Here is a 20,851-nt window from a genome sequence, read left to right as displayed (position 1 = left end):
AAAACGTATAACCTTTTATGGGCTAAAAAGGAGACTTTAAAATGTCAAAATCAGCATGCAAAGAAAAGTAAACTTAATTAAAATGAAAAAGGGGCTATCCTTTTGAGACAGCCCCTTTTCTTTTATCCCCGTATAAGTTTCTTATACTTAATTCTCTTAGGTGTCAAATCACCGCCAAGGCGTTTTTTCTTATTCTCTTCGTATTCTGAGAAACTGCCCTCAAAGAAATATACTTCGGAGTTGCCCTCAAATGCCAGGATGTGGGTACAAATCCTGTCCAGGAACCAACGGTCGTGGGAAATGACTACCGCACAGCCCGCAAAATTCTCCAAACCTTCCTCGAGTGCACGCAGCGTGTTGATGTCAAGATCGTTGGTAGGCTCATCCAGCAGGAGTACGTTGCCTTCTTCCTTCAATGTCATGGCAAGGTGCAGCCTGTTGCGTTCCCCACCCGAAAGCGTACTTACTTTCTTGTTTTGGTCGCTCCCGCTAAAATTAAAGCGGCTGAGGTACGCACGTGAGTTCACCTGGCGGCCACCCATCATGATAAGTTCCTGGCTGTCACAAAAGTTTTCCCAAATAGTCTTTTCAGGGTTAATGTTGGAGTGAGACTGGTCTACGTAAGCGATTTTCACTGTTTCTCCTACTGTAAACTCCCCTTTATCAGGTTGCTCCTCCCCCATAATCATCCTGAAGATGGTCGTTTTACCTGCACCATTCGGCCCAATAATACCCACAATACCTGCCTGAGGCAGTGTAAAGTTCAGGTCGTCATAAAGGAGCTTGTCACCATAAGCTTTTGCAACGCCATTCGCATTGATAACGTTGGTTCCCAGCCTTGGCCCGTTCGGGATGTATATTTCCAGTTTCTCATCAAGTTCCTTTTGGTCCTCATTTAATAGTCGGTCATAGTTTTGAAGACGCGCCTTCTGCTTGGTCTGGCGGCCTTTGGCACCCTGGCGCACCCATTCAAGCTCGCGTTCAAGAGTCTTGCGGCGCTTGGAGGCAGTTTTCTCTTCCTGCTCAAGGCGTTTGGCCTTTTGGTCAAGCCATGAAGAGTAGTTGCCTTTCCACGGAATACCCTCTCCCCTGTCGAGTTCCAATATCCATCCGGCCACATTGTCAAGGAAATAGCGGTCGTGCGTTACGGCAATTACCGTACCCGCATAGTGCTGCAAGTGCTGCTCCAACCACAATACGCTTTCTGCATCAAGGTGGTTGGTAGGTTCGTCAAGAAGTAGTACATCAGGCTGTTGCAACAGCAGGCGGCACAAGGCCACACGCCTTTTCTCACCACCTGAAAGCACTTTTATTGGGGTATCCGGATCCGGTGTACGGAGGGCATCCATTGCAATTTCCAGCTTAGTGTCGAGTTCCCATGCACCAGAGGCATCGATTTTATCCTGAAGGTCGGCCTGGCGGTCCATAAGCTTTTGCATCTTGTCGGCATCCTCATATACTTCCGGGTCGCCAAAACTGTCGTTGATCTTATTAAACTCATCCAAAAGCGCTACGGTTTCTGCAACGCCTTCGCGAACAATCTCTATTACAGTTTTGTTTTCATCCAGTATCGGTTCCTGCTCAAGATAACCCACGGTATAACCCGGCGCAAACACTACATCTCCCTGATAACTCTTGTCTACCCCCGCAATAATTTTTAAAAGGGAAGATTTACCCGAACCATTAAGACCAAGTATACCGATCTTAGCGCCATAGAAAAAACTCAGGTAAATATCCTTCAGTACGGGCTTTTGAGCGCCCGGGTAGGTCTTACCTACGCGGGACATCGAAAATATTACTTTCTTATCGTCACTCATTATGTTTATATGTTGATTCGTTTATCTGTTTATTTGTTACACCCTCCCTTTCAATGAACTAAAAACCCACGCTATAGCAAAAAAGCCTAACCCCACTGCAGAAAATCCCCATCCGGCGACGTCGGCATAGCGGTATACGCCCAGGCCAATCAGAAGCAGTCCCATCAATATCATAATAAAAGTCGCCCACCCAAGGATGGTATTTTTATTCATTCCCATAATTATCTTTTCGGTTTAGGCGCAAATATCGGGATTATATCTCTAATTAAAAATCTTCACCAGCATCTCTTTGAGCAGGTCGGCCTGCGGGATGTTGCCGGCGCCCACGCCTTTGCTTTTAACATCTATGTCGCGGAGTGTCGCGACAATCGCGCTTACTTTACGCATGGGGTAATTGCGTAGGGCAATATCGTAATCTTTTAAAAAATAAGGGTTCACTTTTAATATCTTAGCAGTATTAGACGGGCTTTTATCCTTCAGCCCATGGTATTGCAGCAATTGCGAAAAAAAACCAAACACCAATCCTACCGTCATCACCAACGGATTATCTTTAGGATTTTGCGAAAAATATTCGGCTATCTTATAGGCTTTGAGTTCATTCCGCTCTCCTATGGCTTTTCGCAGTTCGAACACATTGTAATCCTTACTGATTCCGATGTTATCCTCGATAAGCTTTGGCGTTATGACATTGCCCGGCGGCAGAATAATTGTGAGTTTATCCAACTCGTTACTGATGCGGCTCAGGTCGTTGCCCAAAAATTCCACAAGCATCGCCGCTGCCTTAGGTTCGATGGTATAATTTTTTCCGGAAAGTACACGTTTAATCCAGTCGGCCACCTGGTTTTCGTACAGTTTTTTACTCTCGAAGACCACACCGTTTTTCTCAATAAGCTTGGTAATCTTTTTACGCTTGTCAAGCGTTTTGTATTTGTACGCCATTACCAAAACTGTAGTCGGCTGCGGATTGTTGGCGTAGCTCTCCAGCTTCTCGATATTTCGTGACAGTTCCTGGGCTTCCTTAACGATAACCACCTGGCGATCGGCCATCATGGGATAGCGCTTGGCATTAGAAACCACTTCGTCTACGCTAACGTCCTTTCCGTAAAGCACCATTTGATTGAATCCTTTCTCATCTTCAGTAAGTATGTTGTCTTCAATAAAATCGGTAATCTTATCAATATAATAAGGCTCCTCACCCATCAAAAAATAAATGGGCTTTATATTGCCCTGCTTTATGTCATTTACGATTTTAACGACTTCGTCCATTGTTTTTTAAAACATTTAATGATGGTGTGGCCAAAAATCTTACTTTTGCGTGATGCAAAAACTGAACTTTCCGGACTATAGTTTCCGTTTCAAAAATAGTGAAAATAAGCCCGCTATTTTTGACATTATACGCAAAAAATTTATCATCCTCACCCCGGAAGAATGGGTGCGCCAGCATATAGTCCACTTTTTACTAGAGCAGAAAAAATACCCTAAGTCACACATCAACGTCGAAAAGATCATCAAAATAAATGGCCTTACTAAAAGGTATGACATTGTAGTTTTTAGACCTGATGGAAAGATTTTGATATTGGTTGAATGCAAGGCTCCTGAGGTACCGATCTCACAAAGCACTTTTGACCAGATTGCACGTTATAACCTCACAATCAATGCCGAATACATGATGGTGACCAACGGTCTAAATCATTACTTTTGCCAAATGGACCATGGCGCTGAGAAATATAATTTCCTGCCCGACCTGCCCGAATACACCCCTGCCCTATGAAAAGCATAGCCGTTGTAATACTGAACTGGAACGGAAAAGGACTACTTGAACAATTCCTGCCTTCCATAACGCAACATTCGCCTGAAGCGACAGTCTACGTGGCCGATAATGCCTCTACAGACGATTCGGTGGCTTTTATCAGGGCCAATTATCCAGAAGTTAAGATCATCCAAAACACCGGGAACTTCGGCTATGCAAAGGGATATAATGTGGCTTTGCAAAATGTTGAAGAGGAGATATATGCGCTAGTTAATTCTGATGTGGAAGTCACCGAAGGTTGGCTCTCACCAGTTATCGAATTGTTTGAAACCGATGCTGAGACTGCCATCATACAACCAAAAATCCTGGATTATAAGAACAAGATATATTTTGAATATGCCGGTGCAGCAGGTGGTTTTATTGATAAATACGGCTTTCCGTTTTGCCGTGGCAGAATATTCGAGACCATTGAAGAAGACAGAGGCCAATATGATAATAACACAGAAATTTTCTGGGCATCAGGTGCGTGCTTTTTCATCAGGAAAGAAGCTTACCGTACACTCGGCGGTTTTGACGAAGACTTTTTTGCCCACCAGGAAGAAATTGATCTTTGCTGGAGGGCCTTTAACCTGAACTACAAGATTCGTTTCTGCTACCAGTCTTCTATTTACCATGTAGGTGGAGCAACTTTAAACAGTAGCAGTCCGCATAAAACGTTCCTTAACTTTAGGAATTCGTTATGGATGATGACAAAAAATCTTCCTGCAGGACAGCTTATCCCTACATTCTTTGTAAGACTCTCTCTGGACGGAATGGCTGGAATTCGTTTTATTTCTCAAGGAAAGTTACAGCATTTATGGGCAATTTTAAAAGCACATTTTTATTTTTATTTAAAATTATTCTACTTCTTAAATAAAAGAAAATCAAAGAAGTACAAAAATTACTACAAAACAAACAGTATAGTCTGGAATTATTATGTGAAAGACGGCAAGGTGTTTGATAAAAATTTTAACAATAGTTTATAGACAAATTCGTTATTATTTAGTCTTTTAATCCCTAATTTTGTTAAAATTTAAAACTTTGAAACGTATGAAAAGAGCCATTTTATTATTAACCTTAGCCAGTTTGACACTGACTTCATGCGGCGCGAAAAAGAAAATTGCCGAGCTTGAAGCCAAGAACAAAGAATGCCAGGACCTGCTGAATTCAGCAACCGTAAAGCTTAACACCTGCCTTGCTGAGAAAGATGTTATGGCTGCCCGCATCGAGGATCTTAAACAAAGTAATAACCAATTGATTACTACGAAAGACCAAATAACTACGCTTTCGTCTAAAGGTGCAGAAAACCTCGAAAAAACCCTTGAAAGCCTTAAAGAAAAAGACCTCAAGATTACCCGCCTGCAAGATGCGCTTACACGCAAGGATTCTGTAACCATAGCGCTTGTATCGAGCATTAAAAGGGCTGTTGGGGTTAATGATCCGGACATTGAGGTTAACGTAGAAAAAGGAGTCGTTTATATCTCTATTGCTGACAAGCTATTATTTAAAAGCGGAAGCTATGAAGTAAGCGACAAAGCCAAAGAAATACTTGGTAAAGTGGCTGCTATCGTAAAAGACAAGCCAAACTTCGAATGTATGGTAGAAGGCCATACTGATAATGTGCCTATCAAAAACCCTGTACTTCAGGACAACTGGGATCTCAGTGTTAAACGTGCTACCTCTATCGTAAGGATACTACAAAAAGATTTCGGTATCGAACCGCAACGACTTGTAGCTTCCGGCCGTGGTGAATATGTGCCGCTTGAAGCCAACACAACTGCCGAAGGCAGGGCCCGTAACAGGAGAACAAGAATTCTTGTACTACCTAAAATCGACCAGTTCTACGATATGATAGAGAAAGAAATGAAAGGACAACAATATTAATCAAAGTATTGATGTTATATAAGAAATCCGGTTTACATAAACCGGATTTTTTATTTTAGCTATATATGTTCAATAATAAGTATTAAAGCATATTTAAACGCTTCATTAGCTCCGGCTTGTTAGATCTGCTTACCGGTATCACATCTTTACCAATAAGCACACTATTGTCTTCAATATCAATAATTTTTTTGATATTGATTATATATGTTCTATGTACCTTTAAGAATAACGATTGTGGAAGCTTTTCCTCAATTTTTTTTAATGTGGAATGTACTGTGTAATTTTTACCCTCAGTTTTAATTAAATATAATCACCTTTAGCTTCGATTATATTTATAGAGGAAATATCTATTTTTATGAGTCTTCTGTCTATATTGACATAAAATTCTGTGCTTGTATCATCCGGCTGGGTTTGTGAGTGGAGTACAGAAGGTTTTTCTATGTCGAGGCTTTTTTTAGTTTCGGCTTTTTTAACAGCTTTATTAAACCTGTCTTCTGTTATGGGCTTAACGAGATAATCAACAATGCAATCGTACTCAAAAGCTTCTATTGCAAAGTTTTTATCCGCCGTAATGAGAATTACCGATGGTGGATTTTTAATGGTTTGTATAAAATCAAAGCCGGTAAAGCCCGGCATATGTATATCCAGGAAAATCAGGTTAACACCATTAGGATTTTGGTTAAGAAATTTTATGCCCTCCATCGCATTTTCAAACTCACCGGCAAGTTCCAGTTCAGGATGGAGAGTAATCATGTGGGCAATGATTGCTCTTGCCATTGCCTCGTCATCTATAATAATGCAGTTCATAGGTTTTCCTATAAAGAAGCAGTGAAATCCTGCAGTGAGGCAATCACCTCATCAAATTCAGGTTTTAAGACCGCAGATTGTTTTTTCAAGTTATCTTCAAACTCTTCGGCAAGATAATAACTTTTTTCCATTCCCAGAATGCTTATTTTGTGTTTGAGTTTATGGACTATGGCAGCCATTTCGAAAAAATTCCTATTATTTGCGCTTTCATTATAATTTTCAACCTCGAGCGGGAGTTCTCTTTTCAAAGTAGCTATCAGCTTAGCTTTGAATTCGAAATCATCTCCGGAAAGGCTATCTATATATATCAAATTAGGCTGCTCCATTCTTCAGGGTAAAGTAAAATGTTGTCCCTTCCTTTAATTTGCTTTCCAAATGAATTGTTCCGCCGTAATACTGAACAATTTTTTTTACAATGGAAAGGCCGATTCCGGATGAATTGTCTTTATTGCTAAGCTTAGTAAATATATTAAAAACTTTATCAAAGTAAGCGGGTTCAATCCCAATCCCGTTATCCCTCACATAAAATTCTGCAAAATCACCCACAAGCCCATTGTACCCTATTTCTACAAACCCGTCTTCTTTATCGTTATATTTTATTGCATTATTAATAAGATTTTCAAAAAGCTGCTTAAACCTGTAATAGTTACCATATACCTGTGGCAGTTTGTTTCTGACCTTAATCTTGAACTTATTTGGCAATAAAATGGTCCTTGTAATTTCTTGTATGAGCAGATTAAAATCTACATTCCTGTTTTCAGATTCGTGGCGGTCTACAGTAGAATAATCTAAGATACCTTTAATCAAAAGATCCATTTTTTCTACATTGAGCAAAATCAGGTTTAAGTTCTTTAAATTCTCGCCTTTAAGATTTTCTTTATTATCGCTGATAAACCATTCAACCAGAGTGTTTATATTTCTTAGAGGTGATTTCAGATCGTGCGAAACCATATGTGCATATTCATTAAGCTGCTGGTTTTGCTGTTCAAGATCATTCAATAATTGTTCTCTCTGTTTCGTAATCTTTACGATTTCCATCGCCTGCTTACTTATATGCTCTGCAACAGTAATTTTATCTTCAAAAGGTGTGGCTACATTATTAAGTGAATTCAGTACCTGCTCAAAATTACTATTAACTTCTTTTAGCAATTGTGTTTCCTCGCGTAGCTTGGTATTTGCATCAAATAACTCGTCTGAACTTAGCTTCATTGCTCTTTGAAGCATATCTATCTGTTCTTCGTAATTTATATATGCATCATTTACCGCAGCAAAAAAAGAATCCGGGACACAATCATTGAGTTGTGCCAAGTGTTTTTTTATCTGTCGTTGCAGCAGAGGGTTAAACATTTATTTATTCACTAAAAAGCGTTAATGTCATCGTTTGGTTATGCACTTCACATTCATACCTGTCGTGTACGGGGGCCATCTCTGCATACGAATAAAAACCGGTAACAGGCACATGAGTTCCTATGATTTCCTTAGTAAGCTCAATTTCTTCTTCAACCCTTTGTCCCATAATTGCCTTACGGCCCATACAGCTAACCAAAAGGGCAAGCTGAGGCTTATTTTTACGTCCCTCCATAGCATATTTTGCTGCCTGTTCCGCACCATGTACAATACCATGAACAGAACCCATCATTAGTTGTGCCCTACTATTTTGTGCGCAATTGCCTGCCAATACAATAGAACCATCTGTAGTTTCGATATCTAAAATGGTTCTCACCACTGGATAATCTTTGCCCGGTTGTATTACATTCAGCGGATAAGCCAAACGTGATACCATAATATTTTCTGCTTTTTCAGCAAGGTATTTATTATATAAATCTATAGCTGATTGTCCGTCTATTTCATATACGATATTATTAAGGGCTTTGGTAATGGTACGCTCTGGGCCAAAAGGCTGGAATCCCCCAAAGCTTGCATAGCTAACTTCAAGACTTTCGCCATAAAAACCTACAAGTACCACTTCACCTTCTTTGGGAGCATCATTATATGAGGCGACTGTTTTTTCAAAACGGTTGGCATCTCCGCATACCCCTCCTGTAAGTGCTACACTTTCAGTCATGTTATCTTCAATGCCATTAATGAGCATACTGCAATTAATAAAACTACCCGTAGATACTACAAACAGATGTTTGAGGTTTTGTTGGGGCATCTCTTTGTAAAGGGCCTGGCCAAGTCGTTCTTCATCTTTGTCAAAATCGAAAATATTAGCCGATTTTACTACAAATTTTGTTTTTTCAAATTCTATTGCGGTAACACTCAGCGAATCATCCAGCACATGCTGACCCGCTATTTCTCCTGCTGTTGAACCATATACAATATCATTGTATGGAAACTCAAGTTTTAAACTTTGCAGGATTTCGGTATTTTCCAACAAAACCCTGTCACCAAACACTATAACAAGCGGGTTATCAAGATTTTTTTTATCGGTAATATATACCCAACCTTCATTTTCAGTATAATAAGCCTGTACTGTTTTCATAACTACTTGTTTAGTTGCACATAAAATGTTGTACCTTCCCCCAGTTTACTTTCCAGCCATATTTTGCCTTTATAATAGTTTACTATTTTCTTTACAATCGAAAGGCCAAGACCGGTTGACTGGTCATTTTTCACAAGGGATTGGAATGTTTTAAAAATCTTTTCATGGTTTTCCGGTGCAATACCGGGTCCATTATCCATGACAGAAAAAATATAATAATCGGCTTGTTCCTCTACGTCTATACTTATTTGGCCATTTGGTTTATCTATATAATTTACAGCATTGCCCATAAGGTTTTGAAAAAGCTGGTGTATTCTGTAATTGTCTGCCATTATCACGGGCAGGTTTTCAGAAATATTTAATGTTATGTGCGATGGGACGTGAATAGTATCTGAAATATTGCAAACCACCTTATAAGTGTCGACCGGTTCTTTTACATCCAGGGCTGCATTGTCAATTTTAGAATACATAAGTATACCCTGTATCAGATGGTCCATTTTTTCAACCTTGCCTTCGATGAGGCGTAAATATTCCAATGATTTACTGTTGAGCTGCGCATCATCTTCCTTAATCCAGAATATTAATGAGTTTATACTCCGCAATGGTGATTTAAGATCATGGGATACCACCTGTGCATATTCTTCGAGTTCATTGTTGCTTTTTTCAAGGCTGGCCAATAATTCTTCCCGTTGCTTTTCCAATTCCTTTTTCTCAGTTACATCTTCTTCAATTGCAAAGTAACGGGACACTTCTCCCCATTTATTAAATAGTGCCTGCCCCTGAATTTTAACCCAATATTTTCGGCCTTTTTTTGAATAATTAATTAGCTCACAACTAAAGGGTTCGCCTTTTTTTATTTGATTGCTCAAGTAATTAATTGAGTCGGAATTGCTTTCCGGTCCCTGAAGCAGGGAGCCTGGTTTCTTGCCAATAAGCTCGTTAATCTCATAACCTGAAATGGACAAAAAGCTTGAGTTCACCCACTCAATTCTCCCCTCATTATCGCAAATCACAACTGCATTTATATTTTTTTCAGCAATCAAAGAGAGTAGCACCAACTGTTCTTCCCTCTCCTTCTCCTCCGTCATGTCTTCGATTACGGCAAAATACTGCATGAATTCACCGGCACTATTATAAAGGGGCTGGCCTTTTGTTCTCGACCAAAAATAAGTACCGTCTTTACGGGCGTGTGAAATTTCAATATCAAATGGCTTACCCTTAAAAAAAAGGTCTACCATTGTATCCAGGGTTTCTTTGTCAGTATTTGGAGCCCTGCCAATTTCGATTGGGGTTTTACCCATGATATCTTGCTTACTGAAACCTGTTATCTCATGATAAGCTTCATTACACCAAAATATTTTAGCTTCAGCATCTGTAAATACAATAGCATTTTTATTATCACTGGCTACTAAAGAAAGGCGGTTTAGCTCTTCCTTATCTTTTTTTAGTTCTTCTTTTTGCCGGTTATTAATTTCAAGCAGATTCTTTAATTGCTCATTCTTGGTCTGCTGTAGCTTCAATATTTGCAAGAGATCGAGTTGTGTATCATGACTTGCAAAATCCAAAATAGAAAGATTATTCTTAGTTACATCTTCAACCGAAGTTAACCAGGGTGACCCAACGAAAAGAAAACATTCCTTAACAGCTAAAAACTGCCCTCTCATTAATAATGGATTAACATCCAGGCATTCCAATATAATTAATTGATTCAGGCTCTCAGTTACGGACATAGAGTCAAATCTTTCTATATTTGGCCTTCTGGCATTAAAGTAGTTGCCAATAAAATTACCTTTCTTTAATCCCGGAAAAACCTTTTTAATACTTTTTCCATATGACAAAATGTTCATCTGATCATCAAAAAGTACATAAAAAGGAAAAATTTCATCAAGTAGACCTGTAGAAAAATTTATCGTATCCATAACTAAAACCTTATTTTGAATACATCTTCAAAAGTTTTGGCTTCGTTAGAATTTAGGTGTTCTACCTTACCTTGACTTTGAAATATTTTTGCAATCTCTTCCAGGTATCCCCTTATAAATTCTTTCATTCCAGGGGTTTTGGTATAGTAATGTAAATAAAGAGTATCCTCTGTAAGGGAGCTAATCTTAAATTCGGGAGGAGTCAGTTCGGGGTATATCAGCATTATCCGGTTATGAAAGTTAGGTAAATTTACTAAATAATCTTTCAAAGTGTCCCCCCTCCCATTTATAATATCAGGAAACTGATCCTTAACCAGCTTTATAACACATGTCCCGAAATTATATAAAATTTTATCAGGAGTTTCTTTTAAATAAACAGATAATTGCTGACTAAGATAAAGTATTGCATCATCATTATATGGCTGCTCCATTAATTCAGCGTCAAAAGTTACAGGCGCGCCGGCTATAATAAATTCCCAAGCCTGCTCATCAGCATGTTCCAGTACACATTTCTTAATTGCTTTATAGATAATTCCGTACATCTTCCCTTATTGAGATATTATTTCATTTACACTCCAGTAATCTATAAGTTTCTTAATACGGTCTACATAATCTTCGTATTTCAGTGGTTTTAAAACATAGCCCGCTATACCTAACCTGTAGCACTCCAACAAGTCTTTATGGTTACTCGATGTAGTCAGTATAATGGCCGGAATATATTTTAGTGCATCATTTTTTTTAAGGATATCTAAAAATTCAATTCCACTTATCTTAGGCATGTTAAGATCAAGAACAATTATATCAGGAACAATTACTTTTTCTTTTAAAATTACCAAAGCATCCTCTCCATTATCAGCTTCTACCACCCTGTGCGAATGCTCAAAGCTTTTAAGCACTCTGTTAAATTTCATGACCTCAATTTCGTCATCCTCGATTAGTAATATATTTAAAGCTTTAGGCATATTTTAAGTAAGATTTGGTCTTAGACAAAAATAATTCATTGCACGCTCCTTTACCGTCAATATCGTTGAATGGAGTTTAAGTGTCGACGAACGGTATTTATAGGACGACAATCTGTAAATTGCAGAAAAAAAAAAATTTGTGCTTAACGTAATTTTATTTTAAACATACATCTTTTAGTCTAAAAATCAAACATATATAAAATAAGAAATTTTATAATATGTGATTAAAATGCATATCCTGCCCAAAGATAACACTTAACCATTTATCGCTTGATAGTTACCATTGGTCGACAGAAAAATACTTGTAACCTAATATCGTATTTCCATTTGCTTTATACATTAGATATTTGCAACAGAATATAACATTAACCCCAAACATAGCGCCAGGTTGAATTACTAATGTTATGAAAGCTCCCAAGCCCCCGGGAGCTTTTTTAGTTTAAAATAGTATCCCGTTGTTCGGTTTTACATTTTTTTGACACATAACCATAATCTCGCAAGACATCATTTGTTGGAAAGGCGAAATTGTTTAAATATTGCTTATTCTTTTCAAATTAAGTGAGGGAAAATTAAAGACAATAAAAAAGCCATTGATATACAATGGCTTTTTTCATTTGTGGGCGATGAGGGATTCGAACCCCCGACCCTCTCGGTGTAAACGAGATGCTCTGAACCAACTGAGCTAATCGCCCCAATATGTTTCGCAATCTGTTACTGTGATTAGTTCCGTATTGCGAGTGCAAATATACGCTTAGTATTTGTATTTGCAAGGATTTCGAGAAAAAAATTATTCTTTTTTTACGGCTTTCAGGATCGCTTTGTCACTAAAGTTTACCACCTCAATTACAATTGGCTGGTCTTTAGCAGTTTTCCCTTCTATGACATAAATCTTACCACCTCCGGGGTTGGGTTTATTGCTCTTGGAAAAATCGACATCGCCATATTCAAGGCTCATTTTTATGTCAGCCATGGTCACCCATTTCTCGTTTAGAGTGGCCTCAGCCTCTTTGGAAATACTTAATCCCTTAGCACGAATATCCTTCAGCACCCTGCAATTGGGCAGGTAGCAAAACTCTGTACGTTTCTCTTTAAAAATAAATATAAGGAATACCCCCCCTATCAGGACGCCTAAAAGGTAATAGGCCAGTCGGTGTGCAAATTTCATTTATACGATATTATAACTTAATCTTTCAGTTTCCTGCGCTTCCTCTCAGCGCTTATGAGGTTGAGTTCACGGCTCGTTTGCCCGGCTACCGAGGTGTTTTCCTCAGCCCTGCGTATAAGGTAGGGCATAACATCACGTACCGGCCCGAAAGGCAGGTATTTGGCTACATTATAGCCATGTGCAGCAAGATTAAAGCTGATGTTGTCGCTCATGCCATACAATTGCCCAAACCATACGCGCCCGTCATTTTTGGTAATGCCCGCGTGTTGCATCAGCTCCATTAAATGATATGAACTTTCTTCGTTGTGCGTTCCTGCAAATATCGCCATTTTATCCAGGTGCTCCATCATATATTTGATGGCATTGTTGTAATTCTCATCTGTAGCTTCTTTACTGGCACATATTGGGGTCGGATAGCCCTTTTCCTCAGCACGTTTATGCTCCTTTTCCATATAGGCGCCACGAACTACTTTCATACCTATATGGAAGCCCTCATTTTTAGCCTCTTCGTGCAATCTTTTCAGGTAGTCGAGCCTGTCGTGGCGGTACATTTGCAAAGTATTGAAAACTATGGCTTTCTCCCTGTTATATTTACGCATCATGTCGGCCACAAGATTGTCTGCAGCATCCTGCATCCAGCTTTCCTCTGCATCAATAAGAAGTGCAACATCGTTATCATGCGCCGTTTTACAAACAATTTCAAAACGTTCCTTTACCCTTGCCCACTCTTTTTCCTCTTCTTGAGAAAACTCCTGACCTTCGCCAAGCTTCACCCAGAGGTCGAACCTCCCGAAGCCGGTAGGCTTGAATACCGCAAACGGGATAGCCTGCCTTTCTTTGGCAAAATCAATGGTTTTAAGGGTCTTTTCAAGCGCTTTGTCGAATTCCGACTCCTCTTCTTTTGCTTCAACGGAATAATCAAGTACCGACGATACACCTTTGGTAAACATCTTATCAACCACCGGAAGGCAGTCTTCCTCGGTAGTGCCTCCGCAAAAATGATCGAACACCGTTGCGCGGATCAATCCTTCAACAGGCAGGTGCAGGTTCAGTGCAAAATTTGTCACTGCAGTACCTATCCGAACCAATGGCTGTGAAGCTATCATTTTGAACAGAAAATATGCCCTGTCCAGTTCGGTATCACTCTTTAATGCGAATGCTCCGGCCGTATCGTTGAAGATTTTTTCCATTGTCTTAAAAAATTTGTGCAAATATAAATACTGTGCAATAATTTATGCTATAAATTACTTTATTTTGCTTTTTCTACAAAACATCATCATGCAGCCTATTAACGCTAACGGATATAATATTTATTTCAACAACGACTGCTACAGCTACGTGCAGGAGGCGCTTGCAAATGGCGGCTATACAGGCATTTTTGTCCTTGCCGACACTAACACCTCACAATACTGCCTCCCCAATTTTCTGGCACAGCTGGCAACCGAACTGCCTGTTGAAATCATAGAAATCGAAGCCGGCGAGGCCAATAAGTCGATTGAGACCTGCATAGAAGTATGGCATGCACTTACCGACCTGGGTGCCGAACGCAAAAGCCTCCTGATAAACATTGGCGGCGGAGTGGTAACCGATCTTGGGGGCTTTGTTGCATCAACATTTAAAAGAGGGGTCGACTTTATCAATGTCCCTACTTCCCTGCTGGCTATGGTAGATGCCTCTGTAGGCGGCAAAACCGGTGTCGATCTTGGTGTTCTGAAGAACCAAGTAGGCGTAATCAACAATCCTGCCGCCGTTTTGATTGACACCAATTTTCTCGATACGCTTCCGCAAGCTGAAATGCGCTCCGGGTTGGCAGAAATGCTCAAACACGGGCTTATAGCCGATAAAACCTACTGGGACAGTTTTTCTGACCTGAGCAATATGACTACCGATGACCTCGGGACGCTTATTCACTGGTCGGTTGAGATAAAAAATAGAATTGTTGAACTGGACCCAAATGAGAAAAACATCCGTAAAGTGCTGAATTTCGGGCACACGCTGGGCCATGCAATCGAGTCCCATTTTTTAAGCAGCCCTGCCCCACTCCTTCATGGTGAAGCGATAGCCGCAGGTATGGTTATGGAAAGCTATCTGTCAATGTCCAAAGGGCTTTTACTGGAAGAGGAATATGAATCAGTAAAATCGGTGGTACATTCTATTTTCGGCATTGTCAATTTCGAGACAAAAGACATAGAAAGCATTATTAGTTTAATGGCACACGATAAAAAGAACGAATCAGGCAGGGTAATGTTCGTATTACTGAATGGCATTGGAAATGCGGCCATAGATCATAAAGCAGGAAACGCATTGATAATCAAAGCGTTCGAAGACTACCAAAAGTAACATTTTTTTAAGAGATTTGTTTTTAAATACGGATTATTATTTTTTACATTTGCCCTGATGAAATTAACGAAAAGCATATTTTCCTTAGCAGGTTTAACCAGCAAATACAGGGTTTCGCAAGACTTGTGTGATACAACGTTTTCGCTGAAAAATTTAGCCGGGGCTGAAATTTTTAACAGCATACCCAATCACAGGGAAAAATTACAGATAATTTATGCCAATTTAAGGGTTTGAAAAAAGGTTTATAATCTAGGAATATTCTTATTTTTATAATCACTTTCTCAAACAAACAGACATGAACACAAAATATTTCGACCTGATAAACCAAACGTTCTATTTTCCTCAGGAAGAATTTACGCTGAATAAAGACAACCTCCAGTTCCATAATATCGACCTGATGAAACTGGTAGAACAATACGGTACACCGCTTAAGTTTACATATCTGCCGCAAATTTCCAACAACATCCGCAAGGCCAAAACATGGTTCAGGAACGCAATGGAAAAGAACAAATACGAAGGTAAGTACTACTATTGCTATTGTACAAAAAGTTCTCATTTTGAATACATTATGAATGAGGCCTTTAAGAATAACATTCATATTGAAACATCAGCCGCATTTGATGTAGACATTGTTGAAAGGCTGTTTGCCGCAGGTAAGATCAACAAGAATACTTATGTTATCTGCAACGGATTTAAGAGGGAACAATATATAGAAAACATTGCCAGGCTTATCAACAATGGCCACAGCAGGACCATTCCGATCATTGACAACTATGAAGAGCTTGACCTGCTTCAGGAACAGATTCCCGGCAAATTCAAGATAGGTATCCGAATTGCTGCCGAAGAAGAGCCGAAGTTTGAATTCTATACCTCAAGGCTGGGCATCGGATACAAGAATATACTTCCTTTTTACAGGAAAACTATACAGGAAAACAAGAAGGTAGAACTGAAAATGCTCCACTTCTTCATCAATACCGGCATCAGGGACACTTCCTATTACTGGAATGAGCTTGTAAAATGCCTTAAGGTGTACATCAGCCTGAAGAAAGAATGCCCTACGCTGGACAGCCTTAACATCGGCGGTGGTTTTCCCATCAAGAATTCACTTGCCTTTGAATATGACTACCAGTATATGGTCGATGAGATCATCAACCAGATCAAGATTGCCTGTGAGGATGCCGAAGTGGATGTACCGAACATCTTTACTGAATTCGGTTCCTTTACCGTAGGTGAAAGCGGTGGCGCCATATACCAGGTATTGTATCAAAAACAACAGAATGACAGGGAAAAATGGAACATGATCGATTCATCTTTCATCACAACGCTTCCTGACACCTGGGCCATAAACAAGCGCTTCATAATGCTGGCGGTAAACCGTTGGAACGATTCTTATGAAAGGGTCCTTCTGGGTGGGTTGACCTGCGACAGCGACGATTATTACAACTCCGAGCAGAATATGAACGCCATATACCTGCCGAAATATAATAAGGAGAAGCCACTTTACATTGGTTTCTTCAACACCGGTGCCTACCAGGAAACCATTGGCGGCTACGGGGGGCTACACCACTGCCTTATCCCGCAGCCGAAGCACATACTGATTGACCGTGACGAGAACGGCATACTGGCCACGGAAGTATTCTCAGAACAGCAGCAGGCCGAAGAAATATTGAACATTCTTGGCTATAACAGGAAAGACAACAAATAAACAGAAATAGACAAAAACAACAGCAATGAGTAAAGGACCTATAAGCCAATTCATTCAGAAGTACTACCTGCACTTCAACTCTGCCGCACTGGTGGATGCCGCAAAGGGGTATGAAAAGCAATTGGAAGACGGCGCCAAAATGATGGTGACACTTGCCGGTGCAATGAGTACCGCTGAACTTGGAAAGATTTTTGCCGAAATGATCCGCCGCGACAAGGTGCAAATCATTTCATGTACAGGCGCCAACCTTGAGGAAGACATCATGAACCTGGTGGCACACTCTCACTATGAGCGTGTTCCTAACTACAGGGACCTGACGCCGCAGGAAGAATGGGACCTTTTGGAAAGAGGGCTTAACCGTGTTACCGATACCTGCATTCCTGAGCATGAGGCTTTCCGCCGCCTGCAAAAGCACATCTACAAAATATGGAAAGATGCTGATGACAAGGGCGAGCGTTATTTCCCGCATGAGTTTATGTATAAAATGCTCCTTTCGGGCGCACTTGAGGAGTACTATGAGATCGATCTTAAGGACAGCTGGATGTATGCTGCTGCAGAGGCCAACCTTCCGATGGTGGTTCCCGGATGGGAAGACAGCACCATGGGTAACATCTTTGCATCTTATGTGATCAAAGGCGAACTCAAAGCTTCAACAATGAAGTCAGGTATCGAATATATGGCATTCCTTGCCGACTGGTACACTAAAAACTGTGAGGGCGGCATAGGCTTCTTCCAGATTGGTGGTGGTATTGCCGGCGATTTCCCTATCTGTGTGGTTCCAATGCTATACCAGGACATGGAAATGCATGATGTACCGTTCTGGAGCTACTTCTGCCAGATTTCAGACTCAACTACAAGTTATGGGTCGTATTCAGGTGCGGTACCTAACGAAAAAATTACCTGGGGGAAACTTGACATTACAACACCAAAATTTATTATCGAAAGTGACGCTACTATTGTTGCACCACTTATATTTGCCTACTTGTTGGATTATTAATACTGCTTTATGAAAAGAGTTATAGTTGACTATGCAAAATTAACCAATGAAATCCTTACCCTGCTTGTGGAGAAGTTTCCCGAGGGATATGATGACTCTAATATCGTACGATTCAAAAACGCTAAAAATGAAACCATTGAGGCAGTTGAAGTACGTACAGAGGACACCATATACCTCGTAAAAGTGAGCACTAAACTGGCTGACAGGATTGAAAACTTTGATGATGACGACATCGACGAGCCGGCAGATGACCTTGATGCATTAAAAGACCTCGAAATGGGTGATGATGATGCAGATGAAAAGGATGATACAGCGGATGCTGATACTGACGACGACGCTGATGGCGATGATGACGAAGATGAAGATGAAGACGGCATGCCGAGGCGCAATCGTAATGTAGGCCTCGATGAGCTTGAGGAAGACGACGAAGATGATGAGGAATAATCCACATCAACGACAATACTAAAGAACTCTTAACAGGGTTCTTTTTTTGTTTTATAAAAAGTAATTTTATAAAAACATTCAACATGAAAAACACAGGATTAGCGCTACTGGCAGTAATAGCATTAGCCTCATGCCAGAAAAAAGAGGAAAAAACCGAAACGGTTACCACCGAAGAAACCACCGTTACCGCTCCGGCCACTGAGGCTGTTGCAGAAAAGGAATGCTACAGGAAAGTCATTGCCAAAGACAGTATTGTGGTTGAAATCGAACACAATGGCGACAGCATTCACGGCATTTACCACTGGAAGCCTTATGAAAAGGATAAGAAAATCAGCACCTACAAAGGCGTAACGAACGGCAATACCGCGAATGTAGTAGCCCAATCGCAACAGGAAGGCATGAATTATAAAGAAGAAGTCATTTTTGCCGTTACAGGCAATACACTTGCCGTGAAATTCGGGGAAATGAAAGAAGATAAGGGCATCTGGAAGTACAAGGATACCAGTAAAACATCTGAGCAGGTACTGGATAAAGTGGACTGCAATTAATTACAAAAAGCCCGAAACACTTGAGTTTCGGGCTTTTCTTTATCTGTTACGGATTTGTCGACCACAGGCTCACATCCTTTACCACAGCCCTTCTTGGCAGCCTTAAATGGCCCACCAACAGTTCGGCAAAGTCCTCCGGCTGCAGGGTCGTTTCGGGGTTGCCGTCGGTCAGGTTCAGGTCCTTGGCCATGTCGGTAGCAATGGTGCTGGGCGTCATGGTGAACACCCTGATATTGTCCTTCCTCACCTCCTGCATCAGAGATTCCGACATCCCTATAAGCCCGAATTTAGAGGCACTGTAGGCACTCGTCAGCGGTGCGCCCTTCAGGCCCGCGCTGGACGAGATGTTCACGATATCGCCGCTCCTGCGCTCCTTCATCTCCGGCAGTAGTGCCCGCGTGGCGTAGTATGCCCCGAAAACATTGGTCTTCACAACATTTTCCCACTCCTCAACGGTCAGGTCCAGGAACTTACCGAACTTACCCACCCCGGCATTGTTCACCAGGATATCGATAGCACCCAATTCATTCTTTATCAACGTAATAGCCTCAGTAAGCATCCCATTGTCGGTAATGTCGGCAATAGCGTAAACCACTTTTAGCTCAGCGTCAATACTGTTAACTTCCTCTGCCACAGCCTTTAAGTCGGCTTCCGTCCTGGCAATAAGGCCAACGTTCACTCCGTTTTTGGCAAGTTCCAGTGCGATGGCTTTACCCAGCCCTTTCCCGGCGCCGGTGATGATGGCCGATTGCCCTTTTAAATTTTCCATGTATGCTTAAATTTTATTTTTTCAGATGATTTGAGGGTATAACTGTGTGATTTTTGAGACCGACACAGGGGATTTAAGGTAACCTGCATGATGATTTTAGGGTATGTACAGTATGATTTTTGGGACCCTGCACCCCATTTTTTATATTTTCCCTGCAATTTCAAAAATCAAGGCTTCAAAATCCTGTCCTTAACGTATTCAATTTTCGTTTTTCCATGTGCCGATGGCCGCCCGAAACTATCCAGGTTCACCATCGTTATGTTATCTACCGTGATGATCTTCTCCTGCGTCATTTTGTTGCGCACTTCCGACCGAAGCACCACCGAAGTGGTCCCGAAACGCACCACATCAATCCCTATCTCGATGATGTCGCCCTGCTTTGCCGAACTCATAAAGTTGATTTCCGACATGTGCTTTGTCACCACCCTTTGGTTCTCGAGCTGGATGATGGAATACAGCGCCGCCTCCTCGTCAATCCAGGCCAGCAGCTTCCCGCCGAACAGCGTACCGTTCGGGTTCAGGTCTTCGGGCTTTACCCATTTGCGTGTATGGAATCTCATGGTACGTATTTTTGTAGGGCTAAAGTTACGATATCTGCGTGGTCAAATGCCAGTTCCGGAAGGTTTTTAACCGAAAACCATTTCGCTGCGGCGGCATCGTCGGCGGCAACGGCCACAGCGTCCTCCCCTGCAAACCCCACATAGGCCACCGACACCGTGTGCTGCCTCGGGTCGCGCCCCGGTTTCCCGAAAGCGCCCAGCTGCTCCATCGCCCCGGCTTCGATTCCTGTTTCTTCCTTTAACTCCCTCCTCGCGGCATCGGGCAGGTCCTCGCCCTCATCGACAAAGCCGCCCGGCAGGGCCCACTTCCCCCTGAAGGGCTCGTTTTTGCGTTGTATGAATAGCAGCTCGTGGCCGTTTCCTGCCTTGCGGAACATCACGGCATCCACCGTGACGAATATTTTGGATGTCCTCATCTTTATTTTTTGTTACCCAAAATTACTGAAAACGCCGCACCTTTTGGAGGAAGGGTGAGTGATTTTCTTTATAGTGGTATTGTAGAAGCTATACCACAGAGATTCGCAAAGAAGACACAAAGATGCCTTTAGATTTGAAAGATTAAATTACCTCTTGATGATGATGTTTAAAAGAGGGGGTCCGGGGGAGACTGATAACTTAATAAGATTGTTCATATTTTTAAATAAAAAAAGAATGAGGTGA

22 protein-coding genes, 1 tRNA gene and 1 pseudogene are annotated in these 20,851 nt (G+C 41.1%); 8 read left to right on the top strand and 16 right to left on the bottom strand.

What is annotated here, in order from left to right; genetic code table 11:
* Positions 1 to 122 precede the first annotated feature (122 nt).
* From ettA to holA, 3 genes are read right to left on the bottom strand one after another with little or no spacing between them, the layout of a single operon-like run.
* Positions 123 to 1,817, bottom strand: a complete 1,695-nt coding sequence (ettA, locus tag OGH69_RS17785; RefSeq protein ID WP_265175849.1) for an energy-dependent translational throttle protein EttA — start codon at positions 1,815 to 1,817, stop codon at positions 123 to 125.
* 36 nt (positions 1,818 to 1,853) lie between these two features.
* Positions 1,854 to 2,036 (bottom strand): CAL67264 family membrane protein, encoded by a 183-nt coding sequence (locus OGH69_RS17780; protein WP_265175848.1) that lies wholly within the window; start codon positions 2,034 to 2,036, stop codon positions 1,854 to 1,856.
* Between the two features lie 42 nt (positions 2,037 to 2,078).
* Positions 2,079 to 3,083: a DNA polymerase III subunit delta gene (gene holA / locus OGH69_RS17775; RefSeq protein WP_265175847.1), complete on the bottom strand. Its 1,005-nt coding sequence runs from the start codon at positions 3,081 to 3,083 to the stop codon at positions 2,079 to 2,081.
* 52 nt (positions 3,084 to 3,135) lie between these two features.
* Here holA and OGH69_RS17770 point away from each other — a divergent pair, with 52 nt between their 5' ends.
* The 3 genes from OGH69_RS17770 to OGH69_RS17760 all read left to right on the top strand — a co-directional run bounded on the left by OGH69_RS17770 (position 3,136) and on the right by OGH69_RS17760 (position 5,490).
* Positions 3,136 to 3,588: a type I restriction enzyme HsdR N-terminal domain-containing protein gene (locus OGH69_RS17770; RefSeq protein ID WP_265175846.1), complete on the top strand. Its 453-nt coding sequence runs from the start codon at positions 3,136 to 3,138 to the stop codon at positions 3,586 to 3,588.
* Positions 3,585 to 4,592, top strand: a complete 1,008-nt coding sequence (locus OGH69_RS17765) for a glycosyltransferase family 2 protein (protein WP_265175845.1) — start codon at positions 3,585 to 3,587, stop codon at positions 4,590 to 4,592. Before OGH69_RS17770 ends, OGH69_RS17765 begins: the two co-directional genes overlap by 4 nt.
* A 64-nt stretch (positions 4,593 to 4,656) precedes the next feature.
* On the top strand, positions 4,657 to 5,490 hold the full coding sequence (locus tag OGH69_RS17760) for an OmpA/MotB family protein (protein ID WP_265175844.1): 834 nt from the start codon (positions 4,657 to 4,659) through the stop codon (positions 5,488 to 5,490).
* An 82-nt stretch (positions 5,491 to 5,572) separates the two neighbouring features.
* Here OGH69_RS17760 and OGH69_RS17755 read toward each other — a convergent pair.
* From OGH69_RS17755 to OGH69_RS17710, 10 genes and pseudogenes are all read right to left on the bottom strand, one after another.
* A pseudogene (locus OGH69_RS17755) lies at positions 5,573 to 6,297 on the bottom strand (LytR/AlgR family response regulator transcription factor).
* An 8-nt stretch (positions 6,298 to 6,305) separates the two neighbouring features.
* Positions 6,306 to 6,623: an Hpt domain-containing protein gene (locus OGH69_RS17750; protein ID WP_265175843.1), complete on the bottom strand. Its 318-nt coding sequence runs from the start codon at positions 6,621 to 6,623 to the stop codon at positions 6,306 to 6,308.
* A complete protein-coding gene (locus OGH69_RS17745; protein WP_265175842.1) occupies positions 6,610 to 7,644 on the bottom strand; it encodes a sensor histidine kinase in 1,035 nt (344 codons plus the stop codon). Before OGH69_RS17745 ends, OGH69_RS17750 begins: the two co-directional genes overlap by 14 nt.
* A gap of 4 nt (positions 7,645 to 7,648) precedes the next feature.
* On the bottom strand, positions 7,649 to 8,782 hold the full coding sequence (locus tag OGH69_RS17740) for an FIST signal transduction protein (protein WP_265175841.1): 1,134 nt from the start codon (positions 8,780 to 8,782) through the stop codon (positions 7,649 to 7,651).
* Positions 8,783 to 8,784: 2 nt separating this feature from the next.
* Positions 8,785 to 10,701 (bottom strand): PAS domain S-box protein, encoded by a 1,917-nt coding sequence (locus OGH69_RS17735; RefSeq protein ID WP_265175840.1) that lies wholly within the window; start codon positions 10,699 to 10,701, stop codon positions 8,785 to 8,787.
* A 2-nt stretch (positions 10,702 to 10,703) separates the two neighbouring features.
* Positions 10,704 to 11,243, bottom strand: a complete 540-nt coding sequence (locus OGH69_RS17730; protein WP_265175839.1) for a heme NO-binding domain-containing protein — start codon at positions 11,241 to 11,243, stop codon at positions 10,704 to 10,706.
* Between the two features lie 6 nt (positions 11,244 to 11,249).
* A complete protein-coding gene (locus tag OGH69_RS17725) occupies positions 11,250 to 11,663 on the bottom strand; it encodes a response regulator (protein ID WP_265175838.1) in 414 nt (137 codons plus the stop codon).
* Between the two features lie 617 nt (positions 11,664 to 12,280).
* Positions 12,281 to 12,355: transfer RNA gene (locus OGH69_RS17720), tRNA-Val, on the bottom strand.
* 95 nt (positions 12,356 to 12,450) lie between these two features.
* A complete protein-coding gene (locus tag OGH69_RS17715; RefSeq protein WP_265175837.1) occupies positions 12,451 to 12,828 on the bottom strand; it encodes a DUF4258 domain-containing protein in 378 nt (125 codons plus the stop codon).
* A 17-nt stretch (positions 12,829 to 12,845) separates the two neighbouring features.
* On the bottom strand, positions 12,846 to 14,018 hold the full coding sequence (locus OGH69_RS17710; protein WP_265175836.1) for a proline dehydrogenase family protein: 1,173 nt from the start codon (positions 14,016 to 14,018) through the stop codon (positions 12,846 to 12,848).
* A gap of 88 nt (positions 14,019 to 14,106) precedes the next feature.
* On the opposite strand from OGH69_RS17710, the gene aroB reads away from it, so the two are divergent.
* The 5 genes from aroB to OGH69_RS17685 all read left to right on the top strand — a co-directional run bounded on the left by aroB (position 14,107) and on the right by OGH69_RS17685 (position 18,862).
* Entirely contained in the window at positions 14,107 to 15,168 is a 1,062-nt protein-coding gene (gene aroB, locus OGH69_RS17705) for a 3-dehydroquinate synthase (protein WP_265175835.1), read from the top strand.
* 295 nt (positions 15,169 to 15,463) lie between these two features.
* Complete coding sequence (locus OGH69_RS17700) at positions 15,464 to 16,873, top strand: type III PLP-dependent enzyme domain-containing protein (protein ID WP_265175834.1); 1,410 nt, start codon at positions 15,464 to 15,466, stop codon at positions 16,871 to 16,873.
* Between the two features lie 25 nt (positions 16,874 to 16,898).
* Positions 16,899 to 17,870: a deoxyhypusine synthase family protein gene (locus tag OGH69_RS17695; RefSeq protein ID WP_265175833.1), complete on the top strand. Its 972-nt coding sequence runs from the start codon at positions 16,899 to 16,901 to the stop codon at positions 17,868 to 17,870.
* 9 nt (positions 17,871 to 17,879) lie between these two features.
* Complete coding sequence (locus OGH69_RS17690; RefSeq protein ID WP_265175832.1) at positions 17,880 to 18,314, top strand: DNA primase; 435 nt, start codon at positions 17,880 to 17,882, stop codon at positions 18,312 to 18,314.
* Positions 18,315 to 18,397: 83 nt separating this feature from the next.
* The gene (locus OGH69_RS17685) at positions 18,398 to 18,862 is read left to right on the top strand and encodes a hypothetical protein (RefSeq protein WP_265175831.1); all 465 of its coding nucleotides are present in this window, start codon (positions 18,398 to 18,400) and stop codon (positions 18,860 to 18,862) included.
* Positions 18,863 to 18,908: 46 nt separating this feature from the next.
* Here OGH69_RS17685 and OGH69_RS17680 read toward each other — a convergent pair whose 3' ends face one another.
* From OGH69_RS17680 to OGH69_RS17670, 3 genes are all read right to left on the bottom strand, one after another.
* A complete protein-coding gene (locus OGH69_RS17680) occupies positions 18,909 to 19,631 on the bottom strand; it encodes a 3-ketoacyl-ACP reductase (protein WP_265175830.1) in 723 nt (240 codons plus the stop codon).
* A gap of 167 nt (positions 19,632 to 19,798) precedes the next feature.
* A complete protein-coding gene (locus OGH69_RS17675) occupies positions 19,799 to 20,191 on the bottom strand; it encodes an acyl-CoA thioesterase (RefSeq protein WP_265175829.1) in 393 nt (130 codons plus the stop codon).
* Positions 20,188 to 20,607, bottom strand: a complete 420-nt coding sequence (locus tag OGH69_RS17670; protein ID WP_265175828.1) for an NUDIX hydrolase — start codon at positions 20,605 to 20,607, stop codon at positions 20,188 to 20,190. The genes OGH69_RS17675 and OGH69_RS17670 overlap by 4 nt, the downstream gene beginning before the upstream one ends.
* Positions 20,608 to 20,851 lie beyond the last annotated feature (244 nt).

This window comes from Flavobacterium sp. MFBS3-15 (assembly GCF_026107645.2).
Taxonomy (GTDB): domain Bacteria; phylum Bacteroidota; class Bacteroidia; order Flavobacteriales; family Flavobacteriaceae; genus Flavobacterium.
This window is presented reverse-complemented; position numbering and strand designations above follow the sequence as displayed.